The sequence below is a fragment of the Pedobacter sp. D749 genome (assembly GCF_019317285.1).
Lineage (GTDB): Bacteria > Bacteroidota > Bacteroidia > Sphingobacteriales > Sphingobacteriaceae > Pedobacter.
In genome coordinates, this window is sequence record NZ_CP079218.1 from 769062 (window position 1) to 787274 (window position 18213).

General features: G+C 36.5%; 19 protein-coding genes. 10 read left to right on the forward strand and 9 right to left on the reverse strand.

What is annotated here, in order from left to right:
• Positions 1-56 precede the first annotated feature (56 nt).
• The 3 genes from KYH19_RS03155 to KYH19_RS03165 all read right to left on the reverse strand — a co-directional run bounded on the left by KYH19_RS03155 (position 57) and on the right by KYH19_RS03165 (position 2060).
• Positions 57-449 (reverse strand): type II toxin-antitoxin system VapC family toxin, encoded by a 393-nt coding sequence (locus KYH19_RS03155; protein ID WP_219077523.1) that lies wholly within the window; start codon positions 447-449, stop codon positions 57-59.
• Entirely contained in the window at positions 434-643 is a 210-nt protein-coding gene (locus KYH19_RS03160) for a hypothetical protein (protein WP_207908363.1), read from the reverse strand. The genes KYH19_RS03155 and KYH19_RS03160 overlap by 16 nt, the downstream gene beginning before the upstream one ends.
• Before the next feature lie 82 nt (positions 644-725).
• Positions 726-2060: a dihydroorotase gene (locus KYH19_RS03165; protein WP_219077524.1), complete on the reverse strand. Its 1335-nt coding sequence runs from the start codon at positions 2058-2060 to the stop codon at positions 726-728.
• Between the two features lie 293 nt (positions 2061-2353).
• Here KYH19_RS03165 and KYH19_RS03170 point away from each other — a divergent pair, with 293 nt between their 5' ends.
• The 4 genes from KYH19_RS03170 to KYH19_RS03185 all read left to right on the forward strand — a co-directional run bounded on the left by KYH19_RS03170 (position 2354) and on the right by KYH19_RS03185 (position 5057).
• Positions 2354-3700, forward strand: a complete 1347-nt coding sequence (locus KYH19_RS03170) for a DEAD/DEAH box helicase (protein ID WP_132394887.1) — start codon at positions 2354-2356, stop codon at positions 3698-3700.
• A 98-nt stretch (positions 3701-3798) separates the two neighbouring features.
• Complete coding sequence (locus tag KYH19_RS03175; protein WP_132394886.1) at positions 3799-4071, forward strand: hypothetical protein; 273 nt, start codon at positions 3799-3801, stop codon at positions 4069-4071.
• Between the two features lie 101 nt (positions 4072-4172).
• Positions 4173-4508 carry a gliding motility protein GldC gene (gene gldC, locus KYH19_RS03180; RefSeq protein WP_121282622.1) on the forward strand — a complete coding sequence of 112 codons (336 nt, stop codon included), beginning with the start codon at positions 4173-4175 and terminating at the stop codon, positions 4506-4508.
• Between the two features lie 150 nt (positions 4509-4658).
• The gene (locus KYH19_RS03185) at positions 4659-5057 is read left to right on the forward strand and encodes a hypothetical protein (RefSeq protein ID WP_132394885.1); all 399 of its coding nucleotides are present in this window, start codon (positions 4659-4661) and stop codon (positions 5055-5057) included.
• On the opposite strand, the gene KYH19_RS03190 is transcribed toward KYH19_RS03185, so the two are convergent.
• The 3 genes from KYH19_RS03190 to KYH19_RS03200 are packed head-to-tail and all read right to left on the reverse strand — an operon-like array spanning position 5054 to position 6507.
• Positions 5054-5563 (reverse strand): lipocalin family protein, encoded by a 510-nt coding sequence (locus KYH19_RS03190; RefSeq protein WP_132394884.1) that lies wholly within the window; start codon positions 5561-5563, stop codon positions 5054-5056. The genes KYH19_RS03185 and KYH19_RS03190 overlap by 4 nt on opposite strands.
• A 57-nt stretch (positions 5564-5620) precedes the next feature.
• Positions 5621-6010, reverse strand: coding sequence for a hypothetical protein (locus tag KYH19_RS03195; protein WP_219077525.1), 390 nt, complete (start codon positions 6008-6010; stop codon positions 5621-5623).
• 17 nt (positions 6011-6027) lie between these two features.
• Complete coding sequence (locus KYH19_RS03200; RefSeq protein WP_219077526.1) at positions 6028-6507, reverse strand: methylated-DNA--[protein]-cysteine S-methyltransferase; 480 nt, start codon at positions 6505-6507, stop codon at positions 6028-6030.
• 362 nt (positions 6508-6869) lie between these two features.
• Between KYH19_RS03200 and KYH19_RS03205 the strand changes: the two genes are divergently transcribed.
• The 4 genes from KYH19_RS03205 (at position 6870) to KYH19_RS03220 (ending at position 10342) form a co-directional block, all read left to right on the forward strand.
• Entirely contained in the window at positions 6870-7535 is a 666-nt protein-coding gene (locus KYH19_RS03205) for a heme exporter protein CcmB (protein ID WP_219077527.1), read from the forward strand.
• A 70-nt stretch (positions 7536-7605) separates the two neighbouring features.
• Complete coding sequence (gene ccsA, locus KYH19_RS03210; protein ID WP_219077528.1) at positions 7606-8268, forward strand: cytochrome c biogenesis protein CcsA; 663 nt, start codon at positions 7606-7608, stop codon at positions 8266-8268.
• Position 8269: 1 nt separating this feature from the next.
• Entirely contained in the window at positions 8270-8488 is a 219-nt protein-coding gene (locus KYH19_RS03215; RefSeq protein WP_219077529.1) for a CcmD family protein, read from the forward strand.
• A 432-nt stretch (positions 8489-8920) separates the two neighbouring features.
• Positions 8921-10342 (forward strand): Glu/Leu/Phe/Val dehydrogenase, encoded by a 1422-nt coding sequence (locus KYH19_RS03220; RefSeq protein WP_121282630.1) that lies wholly within the window; start codon positions 8921-8923, stop codon positions 10340-10342.
• 337 nt (positions 10343-10679) lie between these two features.
• Here the strand turns inward: KYH19_RS03220 and KYH19_RS03225 are convergent, their stop codons facing one another.
• The 3 genes from KYH19_RS03225 to KYH19_RS03235 form a co-directional block, all read right to left on the reverse strand.
• Entirely contained in the window at positions 10680-12062 is a 1383-nt protein-coding gene (locus KYH19_RS03225) for a hypothetical protein (protein WP_219077530.1), read from the reverse strand.
• A gap of 181 nt (positions 12063-12243) precedes the next feature.
• Entirely contained in the window at positions 12244-14301 is a 2058-nt protein-coding gene (locus KYH19_RS03230; protein WP_219077531.1) for a hypothetical protein, read from the reverse strand.
• Positions 14302-14363: 62 nt separating this feature from the next.
• On the reverse strand, positions 14364-15044 hold the full coding sequence (locus tag KYH19_RS03235) for a hypothetical protein (protein WP_219077532.1): 681 nt from the start codon (positions 15042-15044) through the stop codon (positions 14364-14366).
• Between the two features lie 256 nt (positions 15045-15300).
• On the opposite strand from KYH19_RS03235, the gene KYH19_RS03240 reads away from it, so the two are divergent.
• Both KYH19_RS03240 and KYH19_RS03245 read left to right on the forward strand, forming a co-directional pair.
• On the forward strand, positions 15301-15735 hold the full coding sequence (locus tag KYH19_RS03240; protein WP_132394877.1) for a cytochrome c maturation protein CcmE: 435 nt from the start codon (positions 15301-15303) through the stop codon (positions 15733-15735).
• 8 nt (positions 15736-15743) lie between these two features.
• The gene (locus KYH19_RS03245) at positions 15744-18209 is read left to right on the forward strand and encodes a heme lyase CcmF/NrfE family subunit (protein WP_219077533.1); all 2466 of its coding nucleotides are present in this window, start codon (positions 15744-15746) and stop codon (positions 18207-18209) included.
• The last annotated feature ends 4 nt before the right edge of the window (positions 18210-18213 follow it).

The following is an 18213-nucleotide window of genomic DNA, read 5'->3' on the forward strand; positions in this document are numbered from 1 at the left end:
TGTTGTTAGTGGACTAAATATGAAATCTTAAATAGAGTATGACTCATATGCCGTAATCATTGTTTAAATAGCTTCAAATCCTCAATATTCTCGAAATGTTTGTAATTAAGTGTATCGAAATATAAATCGTGGGCAATAGCTGTCGCTGCAATGAACAAGTCAGCTTTATCGATACTCTTGCGATGCCTTTTTAGTTTATTTTGAACTTCTACTGCCATCAAAGCTGCATCACTATCGAATGGAAATACAATAAAACCAGACAGCATGGCTTTCCAGAAATCTGCCTGCTCACCTTTTGCACCTGTATAAATTTCAAATTCAGTTATACTGGATATGCACAGGTTTTCTGATTTTTGAGATAAATCAAATAATCTGGTTTTTGATTTATCCTTTTTTCTGAAATAATCAATCAAAATAGAAGTATCAACCATTATTATTTGGTCCGCCATTCATTGATTGATTTTCTTGCTTCATCGATTTTTTGAATTTGTGTTTCAGAAAATACCGGGCCATTTAATAAAAGATCTGAAAATTTTGTGCCATATTTTACAGCAGGCTCTTCAACTTTGTTGTCAGAAATTATATTTCTATTTTTCGCTTTTTCTTTCAACTGAGCAACAAAATCAGAAACCTCCTTCTTCATGTTTGAAGGGAGGGCTGAAATCTCCGAAAATAACTGTAAATCTGTCATTGCTAATTTCTTAAGCTAAACAAATATAACAAATCTATCTCACAAATGTCAAACGTTTTCCGATCTGATCGGTCGTGAATTTACCACTTTGGTAAGCCAGGTTGCCTGATACAAAGGTATGTGTAATACTTGCCTGGAAAGTATCTCCGTCAAACGGACTCCAGCCACATTTATAGAAATTATTCAATTTGGTTACTTTCCATGAATCTTTGAGGTCTACCAGCACTAAATCTGCCCAGTAGCCTTCGCGGATGAAACCACGTTTCTCTATGTCAAAACAAATCGCCAGATTATGAGCCGTTTTTTCGACAATTTTTTCTAAAGAAATTTTACCTTGTAAATGCATTTCTAATAATGCCGGTAAGGCATGCTGTACCAACGGGCCGCCAGATGGAGCTTGAGCGTAAGGCTGCTGCTTTTCTTCCAATGTATGTGGGGCGTGATCTGTGGCAATCACATCAATATAATCTTCAAGAACGCCTTTAAGCACACCTTTTTGATCATCTTCGGTTTTTACTGCAGGATTCCATTTGATGAAATTTCCTTTTGAAGCGTAATCTTTATCGTTAAACCAAAGGTGATGTACACAAGCTTCTGCCGTGATTTTTTTATCCTTTAGCGGGGTAATATTATCAAATAAGGCTATTTCTTTTGCTGTAGAAATGTGCAGGATATGCAAACGCGTTTGGTAAGTTTTTGCCAGTTCGACCGCTAGTGATGATGATTTATAACAAGCCTCTGCACTGCGGATTAAAGGGTGCATATCGATTGTTAAATCGTCACCATATTGCGACTTAAACTTAGCTAAGTTTTCGCGGATGGTTGCTTCATCTTCGCAATGCGTAGCTACTAATATTGGCGCTTTACTAAAGATATTTTCTAAGGTTTTTTCATTGTCAACCAGCATATTCCCGGTTGATGAACCCATAAAAACCTTAATTCCGCAAACATTTTTAGGATCGGTTTTTAAAACTTCTTCAATATTATCATTACTGGCACCCATGTAAAATGAGTAATTGGCCAGTGAAGTTTGAGCTGCAATTTCGTATTTATCAGCCAGTAAATCCTGTGTTAAGGTATTGGGTACCGTATTGGGCATTTCCATAAAAGAGGTAATCCCCCCAGCTACAGCAGCCATACTTTCGGTAAAAATATCGGCCTTATGGGTTAATCCCGGCTCGCGGAAATGGACCTGATCGTCAATCATCCCTGGTAAAAGGTATTGTCCTTCTGCATTAATTTCCTGGGCATCAGGTGCGGATAAATTTTGACCAATTTTGGCAATTAATCCATCTTTTATCAATACATCAGCAACAATTTTTTGTCCTTCATTTACAATTGTCGCAGCTTTTATCAGGTAAGTATTCATGGTTTCAAAGGTAAAAATAGATTTGAGAAGTTAGATATGAGATTTGAGAATTTTGACCCACCAGGTTAGCGGATGAAAGGTGCAAAACTGAGTTTAACGTTACTGTTTTGAGTGAAATAAACCCGACAGGAGCGGGCACGAAGTAAAGCTGATGGCGGGGCTTGCTGAAAGAAGAATCACTGAACTTGCTTTTCTACTAATTCTTATAAAAGAAACCTTGTTTTTTAGATGTTACTGAAACCTTCTGCCTTACACCTTCAAACCCTCAACCTTAATCACTATCTTTGTGCGCTATGGCAAAATCGTTCGAAGAATTTAAGTTAAACAGGCAAATTTTAAATGCAGTTGCCGATGCAGGTTATACCGTTGCCACGCCGATACAGGAAAAAGCAATCGCTCCAGTGTTATCTGGACAGGATATTTTTGGTATTGCCGAAACTGGTACAGGAAAAACTGCTGCTTTTGTTTTGCCAATTTTAATGCAGTTGAAATATGCTCAGGGCGATCATCCAAGAGCACTGATTTTGTCGCCAACACGCGAACTGGCCATGCAGATTGCAGAACAGGTGAAATTATTTTCTACTTATACCGATTTACGTTCTTTAGTGATTTTCGGCGGAATCGGTCCGAAAACACAGAAAGAGCAAATTGCAAAGGGCGTTGATATTTTGATTGCTACGCCGGGAAGATTTTTGGATTTGTATTTAGCCGGCGATATTAACACACAGAGTTTGAAATTTTTGGTGTTGGATGAAGCGGATAAGATGATGGATATGGGTTTTATTGGCTCTATTCATAGGATTTTAGAAATTGTTCCGCGCAAACGCCAAAATTTGTTGTTCTCGGCAACCATGAGTGATTTAGTGCAGAAAATTGCCGGCGATTTCTTGAATAACCCGCTGGTAATTGAGGCATCTGCGCAAGCAACCCCTGCTGCAAATGTAACGCAGACTTTATATTACGTTCCCAATTTTAAAACGAAAATTAACCTGTTGCAGCATTTGTTGAAAAATGATGAGACTTTTAACCGTCTGATTATTTTTTGTAAAACCAAAACGGTTGCCGATAATATTTTCAGTTTTATTGAAAGAAGATATGGTGCTGAAAATGTTCGTGTAATCCATGCGAATAAAGGACAGAATACCAGGATTAACTCTATAAATAGTTTTAAAGAAGGTAATATCAGGGTGCTGGTGGCTACAGATGTGGCGAGTAGAGGTATCGATGTGAGTGATGTGAGTCATGTGATCAATTTCGATGTGCCTATCATTATTGAAGATTATGTACACCGTATCGGCCGTACCGGCAGGGCTTTTTCCAAAGGTGATGCAATTACCCTTGCTACTGATGCCGAAAAATATTATATCCGCAAGATCGAAAAATTGATCCGTCAATATATTCCTGTGGCCGAAATTCCGGAAGGTGTATTCATTGATGAAACCCCTTACGAAGAACGCCAGCATATTGCAAAAGAAATCGATATGCAGAAACGTAAGGAAGATCCTGATTTTCAAGGAGCTTTCCACGAGAAAAAACATGCCGCGGCAATAGAAAAAAAGGTGAGGGAGAAAGCTAAAGCAAAGGCTGGTAAACAGATAAAGAGTTTTAAAAAGGGCAAAAAATTTGATAAGAAAAAGTAATGAACCCGACACAATTAAAATAATTATTAATTTTCTAAATAATTATTTCAATTGTCAAAGGCTCCATCTGACAATTGAAAACAAATAAATAAACACAGATGAACTTTAGGATTACGCCATTAAATATTGTAAGTGCCATTGGTTTGGGCTTGGTGGTTGTAAATCTCTTTTCGGAGAAAAGTACGGCACCACGTCATGTAAATATGGATGGTTTTTACCTTCTTGTTTTAGGTTGCCTGATTCTTGTAACCTTTATTACAGATATGATTTTTCGCTTCACTTTGAAAGATATTAAGCGTATTTGGATAGTAGAATTGATATTTATCTTTATTGCAGCAATCTTGATGTTAATATTACAAAAAGTAGTTTAAAGCTTCGATGAAGTAAAACTAATATTAAGCATCTTTGCATCCGTAAAAATTAGTCGGTCTAAATCAGAGGAATCTGTTAAATCGATGAAATCAATATTAATATGAAAAAAGCAGAAATAAAAATAACCGTTGAGTTAGATGAAGGCAACAACCCGGATAACATACTTTGGGAAAGCACAGATTCTGGTAACGCTGATAAAGTACCTGCAAAGGCGATGTTTTTATCCGTTTGGGACCACAATTATAAAAATACCCTAAAGATAGATCTTTGGACAAAGGATATGCCTGTTGATGAAATGAAACGTTTCTTCTACGAAACTTTGCAAACCATGGCCGACAGCTTTTTAAAAGCCACAAATGAAACTTTAATTGTTGAAGATTTACGCGATTACTGTGCCCACTTTGCAGATAAGATGGGGATTATTGAAGGGCAGTAGTTTAGTCATTAGTCATTAGTCATTAGTCATTAGTCATTAGTCATTAGTCATTAAAAAATACCAGGTAAGTTAGCGATTAAACCATTAAATTCTATTACAAACAATTGCCAACCGGCGGAATCGTTAAAATCAGTGTAATCATTTTTAACTATGTTAGTATTAAATAAATTCAGGGCCTGGTTAGGCATATTGTTATGCGTTATTGCAGGTTTCTGCCCCATGCTAAAAGTGCCCATTAAAGGCAATTGGAACTTGTATCAATCAGATGCGCGTTTGTTTTTGATCACTTATGCTATTATAGCCATTTCGGTATTGGTTCTATTTATCAGAAAAGTAGGTGCCTTTAGGTTTATGAGTTTTGTAATGGCTATCTGGTATGTGTTAGCTGTAGTTGCTGTTTACTTTACAGCAAACAATTACACTAAATATGGCTTCGCAAATAAACTTATCGGTAAAGTTGTTCATTTCCAATGGGGCTGGATTGTACTTTTGGTAGGTGTTGTATTTATGCTTTTTAGTGTTAAACGCGGCGAAAAAATTACAGCTTAATCTTTTTCATGTTGTTGCGAGGTTAGTCTACTTACCTCATACCCTTTAGCTTTACATCTGGCTACAATTTCATCATGGGTTTTCTTCGGCATCGTCTGATTGCGGCTCATGATGAACAAAAACTTATGTTCGGGATGACCCACCACTACATAAGAATAATCGTCTGCAAGTTCGATAATCCAATAATCGACTTTGATCGGCCAGATAAATTGTGCCTGTAACTCCCCTTTATCACCATCTTCTGACGGAAACATTTTTGAAGTTCTGGAGTAAATCTTATCATCTCCAGGTTTTTTATAAGTGGTGAGCACGTTGTAATAACCATCTTTATTCAAAGTATACCTGGTAGTTGTTTCACGACTCCCTTTATCAAAAATGGTAGGAATAGAATATAGTGAATACCATGTTCCCGAATATTTTTTTAGGTCTAACTTAGTCACCGGAACATTTTTTTCCATCGGCAAATAGGTAAAAAGAACAAATAGGAGGGAACAGACTGTTTTCATAATATCATCGGTTTTGATATGACTTACGAAATTGGCCTAATCTTGGTTTTGAGGATCTTAATCTGCCATAAAATAATCATCGGTATCTTCTTCCAGTGGAATATAGATCCTTTCCCATTCACTGCCATCTATAACTTCCCAGGTATGTCCTTCTCCGGCAGTATCGTTGGCAATAAGGACAATCCCAGGTTCAATCATAAAAGTTTCGCCATTGCTTACTGTAAACCGGAGTTTACCCTTAAGCGTAATTACATATTGCCTCCTCGGTGCAGGGTGGGGGATTTTCTCTAAAGTTGATACATCAGTTTGGGCGAAAAAATAGTTCGCATTAATATGTTGGCGGATCGGGATTTTACCCGTTTCAAAAGCGCATTTGTTGCCCTCAATGTTGATTAATCGTATTGCTTTTAGATAATTATTTGGTGTTCCGGCTTGATCGTTATTCATCTGCTAAAATTATGGTTTTAAAATTTTAATTCGGTTTGTCCTTTTTTTGCAACCTCACTTTCATGTTGTAGCAGCCACTGTTTACGCCACAATCCACCCACATACCCCACCAGTTTACCACTACTGCCAATTACCCTATGGCATGGTACTGCAATGGCAATATTGTTTTTTCCGTTTGCTGCTGCAATAGCCCGTATCGCTAACGGATTGTGCGTAGAAAATTTTGCGTATGAGGTGGTTTCGCCAAAAGGAATCGTCAATAAATTCTGCCATACTTCCTGTTGAAATTCGGTTCCTTTTTGTTTCATTGGAAAATCGAAATCCTGAAGCTTTCCATTAAAATATGCTTTTAATTGGTTGGCAACTTTTATGGTCAGTTCGTTTTCTATCAAACCAGCTATATCCTTTTCTTCAAAAGTAACGGCATGCACAAAATCCTCATCAGCCAGGATGCTTAATCTGCCAATAGGCGTTTCTATAACTGATGCATAGTTCATACTTTTTACCACAGATACACACAGATGAACACAGATCTTTGTGCATATTGTTTTTCTTAGTGTTTTCTGTGTCTACGTGTTTAATTAAATTTTAAATGCCTTTAACCTCGTTTATGCTACTCGAAAGAATAGCATCTGTGGTTAATAGTCTTTCTCCGTGTCTTCTGTGCCTCCGTAGCCAATAAAATTTAAATGCCATTAATCCCGATTATACTGCTTTAAAAATGCCATCCGTGTTTATCCTTTTTGTCTGTTGTTTAAATCTTTCTCTGCGTCCCCTGGCTAAATAGTTTCCTAACAAAATTACAACAATACAACAATTTAAGCATGCAATATTTATCAATAAAAGTATCTTTGCGGTTATGCAATTGGCCAAAGAGGTTAAATATTTAATTCACAAGGAAGTATCGTTGGAGTGGCGCTCCAAATATACCATTAACGGTGTATTGCTCTATGTGGTTTCTACCATTTTTACTTGTTACCTGTCATTTGTAAGCCTTGGTGATAAATTAACCTGGAATGCCTTATTCTGGATTATCATGCTTTTTGCCTCTATTAATGGTGTATCAAAAAGTTTTTTACAGGAAACCAAAGGTCAGCAGTTATACAGTTATATTTTGGCCAGTCCCGCTGCAGTTTTAATTTCAAAAACTGTTTACAATACCATATTAATGCTGGTGCTTACCACAATTGCTTTAGGTTTTTATACACTCGTTTTCGATTCTTTTACCCCGCCCGATTTAATCATGTATTACATCGCCGTGGTGTTGGGCAGTATCAGTTTTTCTACTGTATTTACCATGGTTTCGGCAATAGCCAGTAAAGCTGGTAATGGTGGCATGTTAATGGCGATATTAAGTTTTCCGATCATTATTCCTGTATTGATCTTGTTAATTAAACTGGCCAAAAATGCGGTGGATGGCTTGCCATGGGAGAATAGTTACGATGAAATTGCGATGTTACTAGTAGTGAATGTACTGATGGTGGCAACGTCTTTATTGTTATTTCCTTACCTTTGGAGAGATTAAATATGGAAGATGGAAAACGGATGATGGAATCTACATTCAATACTCAATCATTCAATAATTAAATATAAATATGCATAAAACCTGGTGGAAAATTTTAGGTTCAATTCTGGTGATTTATACTGCAATCGCGGGTTTATTACTTCACGTACCTCGTTTACCTATATTAAATGAAACAATCCGGAATCTGTACTTCCATGTTCCGATGTGGTTTGCTATGATTGTGCTGTTTTCGATTTCTGTTTTCTATAGTGTGAAGTCACTGAGTAGCAAGAGTGAAATCGACGATATGAAGGCTGTGGAGAGTGTAAATGCCGGAATTATTTTTGGCCTTTTGGGTTTGGTTACCGGTGCCATCTGGGCTAAATATACCTGGGGACAATTTTGGAGTTTCGATCCTAAACAGAATTTCGCTGCCATTTCAATTTTGCTTTACTTTGCTTATCTCATTCTCCGGAATGCAATTGATGAAGAACAAAAAAGAGCAAAAATTTCTGCTATTTATAATATTTTTGCTTTCCCAATGATGGTGGTGTTGCTTTTTGTGTTGCCACGTTTAAAAGATTCATTACATCCTGGCAATGGTGGTAACCCAGGTTTTAACAGTTACGATTTAGATAGCCGCATGCGCATGGTGTTTTATCCTGCATGTTTAGGCTGGATATTAATCGGTTACTGGGTGTACACTATCCGTTTTAGAATTCGCAATATTGAAAACAAACAACAACATAACTAAAATGAAGAAGATATTTTTATCCCTGATCTTAATGATGGCCACCATGCAGTTATTTGCACAAGATAATGGCGTGGAAATGGCTGATAGCCTTCGTAGCAATGGAAAGATATATGTTGTGGTAATATGTATCGTAATTATACTGGTTGGCCTCTTGGCTTATCTTTTCTCAATTGATAAAAGATTGAAGAAAATCGAAAAAGAAAACCACATCAATAAATAAGACGAGTCGTAATAGCGATAGTCTGGATTAAGTTTAACGGAGATCAAAATTATATTGATCTCCTTTTTTATGCCTTATTTCTGATGCAAAATTTATGATATTCGTAATTATTGTAGCTTTTTTGTCTGTTGATTAATCAGTATCGTAATAAAATGGTCTTGTGGATATTTTTTTTATAATTTTTTTTCATCAGAATAAGCAATCATAAAACTTATGAAAATGGTCGTTTTAATCGGGTTGAGGAGTCAGGATATCCCTGTTTAAACCTGTTTAAATATTGTTTTTGAACAGTTTGGTATAAACGGTATAAAACCTGTTTTAAAGGCTGAATAGGGTGGTGTTAGCTATACACTAAGTATTTTTGCATTTGGATATGTGAAGTTTTTTTAGGCAATTTTGCACCGAAAACTTATTCAATATAAAAAATAAATAATGGCTAATCTAGCAGACGAGAACAAGTTCTTTGCAGATGTTTGTAAGAACTTTGACAGTGCGGCTCAATTCACCAATCATCCGGAAGGTTTATTGAACCAGATTAAAACATGTAATAGTGTATATCGTTTCCAATTTCCAATCCGCCGCGGAAACGGTTTTGAAGTAATTGATGCCTGGCGTGTTGAGCACTCTCACCACATGAGCCCTACAAAGGGTGGTATCCGTTACAGTGAAATGGTTAACGAAGATGAAGTGATGGCGCTTGCTGCCTTAATGACTTACAAATGTGCTATTGTTAACGTTCCGTTTGGCGGTGCAAAAGGTGGTATCAAAATCAATACGAAACAATACAGTGTTGCCGAACTGGAAACCATCACACGTCGTTATACCACAGAATTAATTAAGAAAAACTTTATTGGCCCTGGTATTGATGTTCCTGCTCCTGATTACGGATCTGGTGAACGCGAAATGAGCTGGATTGCCGATACTTATATGACCATGAACCCAGGTCAGTTAGATGCTTTAGGCTGTGTAACTGGTAAGCCAATTGCTTTACATGGTATTCGTGGACGTAAAGAAGCTACAGGCCGTGGGGTTGCTTACGCCGTACGCGAATGTGTTGAAGTAGCAGAAGATATGGCTAAAATCGGCTTTAAAGCTGGCTTAGGCGATAAAAGGGTAATTGTACAGGGATTAGGTAACGTAGGTTATCACTCAGCTAAATTTTTAGCCGAATTTGGTGCTACAATTGTGGGGCTTTGTGAGTTTGAAGGTGCTATTTATAACCCTAATGGATTAAACGTTGATGAGGTTTTTGCACACCGTAAAAACACAGGTTCAATTTTAGATTTCCCTGGTGCTACCAGCTTTAAAAATTCGATGGAAGGTTTAGAGCAAGATTGCGATATCATTGTTCCGGCAGCATTAGAAAACCAGTTTACGGAGCTTAATATCCGCAATATCAAAGCAAAAATTATTGCTGAAGGTGCAAACGGACCAACAACGCCAGAAGCTGAAGCCATTTTTACAGAGATGGGCGGTATCATCATTCCTGATATGTATTGCAATGCAGGTGGTGTTACGGTTTCTTATTTCGAATGGCTGAAAAATCTTTCACATGTGGCATTTGGTCGTATGGAGAACCGTTATGCAGCTAACTCAAATGCCAATCTGATCAATACTTTAGAGAACTTAACCGGTAAAACCATCCTTCCGGAGCACCGTTTAATGATTGTTAAAGGCGCATCAGAAATGGAATTGGTAAACTCTGGTTTAGAAGACACGATGATTCATTCTTATCATGAAATTCGCGAAACATTGATGAACAAACCAGGCACGCAAACCTTAAGAACTGCTGCTTTTGTAAATTCAATTGATAAAATTGCCGTTTCTTATATGAATTTAGGCGTTTGGCCATAATAAGGCCTGGGGTAGGAAGGCAGAAGGTTTAAGGCTTTCCCTCAACGGTAAATAAAAAAACCTTACAGTTCTAAAATCTGTAAGGTTTTTTTGTTGCCTAATTTCGTTACTGCGAAGCCATCTTAATCTTGCAAATGTTAGCTTATGAGGGTCGTCATTCCCAACTTGATTGGGAATCGTAATGCAAGCGCTTTAAGATTCCCGCCTGCGCGGGAAAGACGACCACTCTATTGAAATCTGTCAATCGTAGACTATCAAACGACTTGTATGATTTATAAGAATAACATAAAAGATCACAATACTCTGCGTAAATCACCTTGAATCTGCGGGAAATACTCTACTTGTTTGCCGGAATATTAAAATTTAACGAGCTGTTGAATCCATTTTTAAATGTTCTTAAAAGTTGAATCAAGGCGTTACGATCCTCATTCAAAAATAAAAGTTCCGATTCTAGTTTGATTTTGTCTTTTTCTATACTTTTTGCTTTGATCTCCAGTTGACTAAAAGTACCCAGTTTATCCGCAATTAGGGGTATTGTTGTTTGTTTGATCAATTTTTTAAAATCAACTTTAAAATAAAAGAAGTCGTCAGATGATGCTCTTTTCAAATCGGGTTTAGCGCTTTGAACTGTACTTAATTGAACATTACCATTATTGCCTTTAAAATAAAACTGGTATAAAGGAATCATTGCGCTGCTAATCTTTCCGGTAGATTGATCTAATGCACCTAGTGATTTAAGATAAGTATTCATTGCTTTATCGTCGGCATTTAGATTTATAGTAATCGAGGGAATCTTCCGGTCTTGAAGTATTTTTTTCTCCACCTGCTCAAAGTCGTCATTGTACTCGTAGCCAACAATGGTATCTACCTGCGTAATAGTGTTTGTCCATTCAAAATCCACGTAATCTTTGTAAAATCTGAAAAAACTATCTTTTGAAAGTAGGGAAAGACTTTCAGCTGCATTTTTTTTAGACAAAGTAGGTTTAAACTTCCCGTTTAACCACATACTCACTGTACTTTGGGGATTTAAAGTCCGATGCTTAGGTTCAGCAGCAGGTTCTATCCATCTATTCACTAATTCACTGTTAAAATCAATTTTTCCATCCGTAAAATTAACTTTGCTTAAAGTTTCTTCATTTTGAAAAGACAGGTGATCGGAAAAGCTGGCCATTTGCTCAAACTTGCTATCGCTAATTTTAACCATGTTCTTTTGAGATTGGATTTCGTCCAGTATATTTTTTACCGGCTCCTTTTTCAGAGTAAATGCCAGACTTACCGTTTTATTGTTAAACAGAAGGCAAAATGTTGAATCTGCAGACTGGAAAAAATGAGCTTCCTTTTTGATTAATGCAAGCTTTTTCAGAATAAAGCGGTTAAATGCCAAGCTATCAGCTATTTCGAAACACGAGAAAAAAGTATTTTTAGCCTTTCCTTTTAACGTGTATATGTAAATGTTTGCAGGTATTTTTAAGCCTGTGTTTAAATCGGTTAACCTTTCTTTGATCCCTTTCTTGTCTGCTCCTGAATATTGACCAGGATGTTTCAGATAACTAATTGCAATAGTTTTGTATAGTTCATCAACATTAATTTTAAACAAAGCATTGGTAGAAACAGGGATGGATATCTTATTGGCCTGGATTTGCCTGTATTTGAAAAAGCCGAAATAACAAAGCAGCAGCAATATTACTATCGCTGCTGTTATTTTTAAAAATTTCTTCATAGAGAATGGTTCATTGGTTCATTTGTCATTCGTTCATTGGTTATTGCGAACTAGTGATTGTTTAGTAGTTCACTGGCCATTAGTTTATTGGTCTATTGCAAATTAGTTATTTTAACTTTCCAGCATTATAACCTTCTGGCACTTTGCAACCTTCTCCAAACTAAAAACTCCCAACTTCGAACTATTTAGCTGCATTTTCAATTAGCGAGAATAAATACTTCAATGCATTTTCATGCCCGTTTGGAATTTCGGCGCTAATATCTGCTGAAACCAGTCTGCCCTTAATCGGGTTCGATTTCATGTACACATTACCCATTTTTTCTAAAGTACTGTTAAATTTCTTAGCGGTTTCTTCACCACCAATTTCCGAATCTGGCACTTTTCCTACAAGATTTTTAGCATTAAACAGGAAGCTGAAATTGTTTTTGCTCAACAGGTCTTTGTGCAGTTTGCTGATTTTGTTGTTGTATTGATTTTTACTGATGCTTTGCATCTCACTTAAAGAATTGCCAAAAAACACAATTCCGTCTTTAATCATAAAGTAAATATCAATCGGGCTTTTCTTCTCCTGGATTTTATAGATATTATTTTCAACCGTTACCATATTTTTATGAATACCATATTTAATCAATTTATTGATCAACCTGGTATCTTCAGAAGAGAACATGAAAAGGAAATCAGGTAAAGTTTCATTTTTGGTTTTTGTTACCTCTTTCTGATTATAATCATCATCATACTCATAAGTGGTATAAGTAACTTCTTTGGTTTTTAATCCATTGATTACGAATAGCGCATCACCTTTGATTACTTTGCTTACTGCTTCTTCATCAAGCAAAAGACTGAATAACTCAGTTCCTAGATCAATTTCCTCTTCCATTTTACCACCCAAAAATGAACCGTAAGTTTGTTTCATTAACTTTGGGAATTCTTCTAAATAGGATTTAGTATCAATAGAATAGCTCATAAAACCAAGGGCTTTTTCGCTGTCTACATATTTCAGAAAGTTTTTGTTCAACTTCCTGTTCATAATTTTTTTATAAGCATCGGCTTGTTCCTGGGCCAGCTCTAAACCCGTAGAAATACGGAAACTTTTGTTATCCATAAAAAGTTTGGCGTTTAAACTACCATAACCTTTCATGAGACCTGCTTTGCCATAAGTTCCAAATTCTGGCGCAATTGAATTGTAAACATCCTGCAGGCTCGATACCCAAAGCTCTGCAATGGCTTTGTTGTCCAAACTTGAGGTATAAGATTTATTTGTCTCAATAGATTGGTAAGTGCCGTTGAAAATATTATCGGCCTGAGCAGTCATCCAGGTAAAAGCCAGTCTTTTTTTCTTGGCATCCTGTTCTGCCAGTTCTTTCTGGTACTCTTGATAGTGCTTTTCATCACCAGCCTGATTATAATTTTCAGCGTCCGCTACATCGCTTGAAACATAAGCTACAGCACTATCCCTTACCGCATCATCGGGCATGTCTGGTGATATTCCATCATAAATAAAGCCATCACTAACTGGCTTTTTCTTTTTACCAGCAGTAGATTTCTTTAGTGTTTTACCTTTAGTGGCTTTTTTTGATGATTTTTTCTTTTTATTAGTGGTTTTTGTCTTTTTAGAAGATTTTACTTTAGCGGGAGTATTAATCTCTTCAGGATAAGCAACCGTCGCCACCGAATCTACAGCCACAGCAGCACTATCTAATCCTACTGTATCCCACCCATATTTTGTATATTTAATCCCATAACGGGCAGATTTAACAGAATCGGCAAAAAACGAACTTTTAATGCTTCCTGTTACAAAATAAAGCATGTTGTTGTTCCATTTGATGATACTCGTGCTATCAGGTAAAACCATTGTACGGATATCGCCCTGTTGGGTGAATTTTTTCTCTTTGTTTTCAATTAAACTTTCAAATTTTTTGGCATCTTTTATCGGGATCAAAAAACAGTTGTAGGTAATACTATCGCTCAACTGGTTGAAGTAATACATGTTTTTCTCCAGGTTGATGCCAAAATCTTCTATACTAGTGAAGTTTTTATCCAGAGATTTAGAGGTTTCCGTTAATAATTTCTTGCCTACAAAAGATTCGTTAAAATCTTTTACAAACATGAGCTTAAAAACATTATCGCCTTTTATGGTAGCGACTGTGAAAGCATTTGATGGGATTTTTTTGGCTAAATCCTGTGCCTGCGCAAAGTTTAGCGATAAAAATAGGGAGATGGCAATTAGAATTTTTTTCATTTAGATAGATTTTTTAGAGATAAGGATCATGTTTATTTTACCATTGAGGCTATATGCATGATTTATTTAGATATTTGTATAGTGTTTGATACGTTAATTTTTCCGTTAATTAAATCCATAATGCTGCTTTTTAACATCACGGCTTTTTTGGATTTCGACACGTTTGATGCCGGATTGTTGCTACTTGTTACAGGAGATTCGAAACGATAGATGCTGGTGTAGGTAGCACCGTTAAAAACCGCCTTGTCTTTTGCTTTTAATTTACTGAATTCTGTTTTAGCGGTACTGATTGCCTGGTATTTTCGGCTAAAGGTTTTGGTAGCCTTGTTATAGGTGTAGGATGAAGTATTGGTTGCCTTAATTTTTTGCTGGGCAAGAATATTTTTGGTGATGTTGTTGATATTCGAAACGTCTTTAAAAGAAAAGCTGATGGTTGCGATGTAATTATTAAAATCATTCGTGCTTTTTACATTCGAAATTCCTTCTGATTTTCTCAGATAGGCCACTGCTTCATTTAATTCTTGTTGAATTTTCTGTTTACTGGGAACTTTATAGCCCTGTACACTATCTAACAGCATTACAGAAGCCACCTTTGTTTTACTCTGACTTAAGTTTATGGTGAGGATAACATCACCAGTACCATTGTTTTTCATCGAAATTTCTTCAATTACCTCAAAGCAGGAGCTTAAAATTGGTATCAAAAAGATAAATAACAATAACTTATAAAACTGTTTCAAGTTCATATTAATCCGGTTTATGTTTGCTGTGTGGAATGTAAAAAAGGGACAATTATCTGACGGACCAAACTTAATAATTTCAAGCCGAACTTTTAAGCGATTTAAGATATTACTTAAGATCGGTTATAAATAGGGATTCAGGACAAATATTTCCCCTTCAAAAATCAGGTGATTGTCAATATAAAGACAAGAAAAATGTAAAAGAATGCTGGCTAAGCCGATTTTTCTATCTTTGTTGCCAGCTTTTACAACAAGTATAACCATGAAGAAAAGTGCAATCATTGGGTTGATTACCATCGCAATTTCCGTAGGGATTTTATTTAGCTTAAATGCAAATACCGACACCTACTCTAATTTCAAACAAGCAACTCTTTCTGAGAAAGAAGAACATGTTATGGGCTATTGGGTAAAATCAATGGGTACTTATTACGACGCCGTAAAAGACGCGAACCATTTTTCATTCCACATGAAAGATGAAAAGGGAGAAGTGAGAGAGGTAATTTACGCTGGTACCAAACCGCAGGATTTCGAAAAATCAGAAAAATTAGTGCTTATCGGTAAAATGGATAAGGACAAATTTTACGCATCGAAAATTTTAATGAAATGCCCATCTAAATATAATGATAACCTGGTAGAGGTTAATAAGGATGGCAAAGTCGAACAAGTAAGCAAAGACGGCGGGAAAAAATATAACTAATTTATTTAATGGATATTCAATTTGTAGGCGAACACCTGTTACCAGGTAAAATCGGACAGTTTTTTATTGTTCTGGCATTTAGTGCATCATTACTATCAACTATATCGTATTTTTTTGCCAGCCGCGATAAAAAATTAGAAGAAAAATCCTGGAGAAACTTAGGCCGGATTGGATACCTGGTTAATTTTGCCAGTATTATCGGTATTGGTGCCATTTTGTTCTATCTGGTACTCGGCCATTATTTTGAGTATTATTACGTTCAATCTCACTCATCAAAGCAACTTCCGGTATACTATATTATATCTTCTTTCTGGGAAGGACAGGAAGGTAGTTTTTGGCTTTGGGCTTTCTGGCAATCATTTCTTGGCACGTTGTTGATTTGGAAAGCAAAATCATGGGAAAGCCCTGTAATGACAGTTGTTGCCTTTTCTCAAGTGTTTTTAACCTCAATGCTTTTAGGCGTCGAGATTTTTGGAGAGCGTATCGGAAGTTCACCTTTTATACTTTTAAGAGATGCGATGGATTTAAAAGCACAGGCACCTGTTGTTTTTGCAAATCCAGAAAATTATAAAAATTACCTTAAATTCATCACAGATGGAAAAGGATTAAATCCATTGTTGCAAAACTATTGGATGGTAATCCACCCACCAACCTTGTTTTTAGGTTTTGCCAGTATGGTTGTGCCTTTCGCTTATGGCATTGCGGCTTTATGGCAAAAAAGATATAAAGAATGGATCAAACCAGCTATGCCATGGACACTTTTTGCGGTAATGGTTTTAGGTACAGGTATTATTATGGGGTCTTTCTGGGCTTATGAAGCGTTAAATTTTGGCGGTTTCTGGGCTTGGGATCCTGTAGAAAATGCATCTTTAATACCGTGGTTAACCTTAATTGGTGCCGTACACGTAATGATTGCGTATAAAAATACGGGGCATGCCTATTTTACAGCCATTGCATTGGTATTCTTAAGTTTCTTATTGGTGCTTTATGCATCGTTTTTAACACGAAGCGGAATTTTGGGCGATACATCTGTACACTCGTTCACTGATATGGGAATGTTTGGTCACCTAATATTGTACAACGTAGTTTTTGCAGTTTTGGCCATAACGTTGATTGTAGTACGGTGGAAAGAATTGCCGATTACCACCAAAGATGAAGAAACCTATTCTCGCGAATTCTGGATGTTTATTGGCGCTTTAGTGGTAACTATCGCTTGCATCCAGGTCATATTCTCCACTTCGGTTCCTGTATTTAACAAAGCCTTTGGAACTAATTTTTCGCCTCCAATCGATGCCGTTAAATACTATAATCAATGGCAAGCCCCATTTGCGGTATTAATTACCTTGATTTCGGGTTTCTCTCAATATTTAAAATACAAAAGAACAGATCCTCGGAAATTTTATAGCAGTTTAATCTCTGCGATTTTGTTTTCGATTGTTTTAACCGCAGGTTTAGTGTATGTGGCTGGGATTTACACCAACACCATGTACATCCTCATTACTTTCAGTTGTTTGTTCGCTGTTCTTTCTAATGCTGCAGTATTATATCAGGCTTTTGGTGGCAAGGCTAAATTGGCTGGATCTGCAATTGCACACATTGGTTTTGCTTTCTTGATCTTAGGTGCTTTAATTTCTGCCGCTACAAACAAACCTTTATCAATTAATGCCAGTAAATTTATTCCGGTAGAAGGTTTCGAGAAGGCGGAAAAACCTGGTGAAAACATCATGTTATACAAAAACGAACCTAAAAAAATGGGTAAGTATACCGTAACATACATCACTGATACAGTAGTGGCACCCAATACCATTTATACCCTTAATTTTAAAGTTTTAGATAAAGAAGGGAAAGTGAAAGAAGATTTTAATTTGCATCCACATGTTCAGGACAATGAAAAAATGGGTTTGATTGCCTCTCCTGATACCAAGCATTATTTAACCTACGATGTGTACACTCACATTACCAGCGCCCCTGCTAAAAAAGAATCGCACGATGATCACGAAGGGCATTCGGATGATGAAAACTATAAAGCACCACGTATTGTTAAAGTTTCAGTAGGCGATACCATCCATACTTCTAGCGGTGTGATTACGGTGAAAGATTTAGATCGAAAACCTACTGCTAAAGATTTAGCACTTGCGCAAGGCGATTATGCGGTTGGTTTACCATTAGAAATTAATGCAGCTGGTAAAGTTTACAACACGGAGCCTATTTTCTTAATAAAAGGTAATAATACTTTTGATTTCGCCCGTAAAGTGGATGAATTGGATTTGAAATTCCGTTTTTCGAGGGTTTTACCAGATGAGAAAAAAGTAGAGCTTCAGATTTTTGAAAAACCTCAACAAGCTAAAGATTGGGTTGTTTTTAAAGCAATTGAATTTCCTTTCATCAATTTATACTGGGCTGGTACCATCGTAATGGTTGTGGGTTTCTTAATTTCAATTTTTAGAAGGAGAAAAGAGGCCAAAGTCGCATAAAATC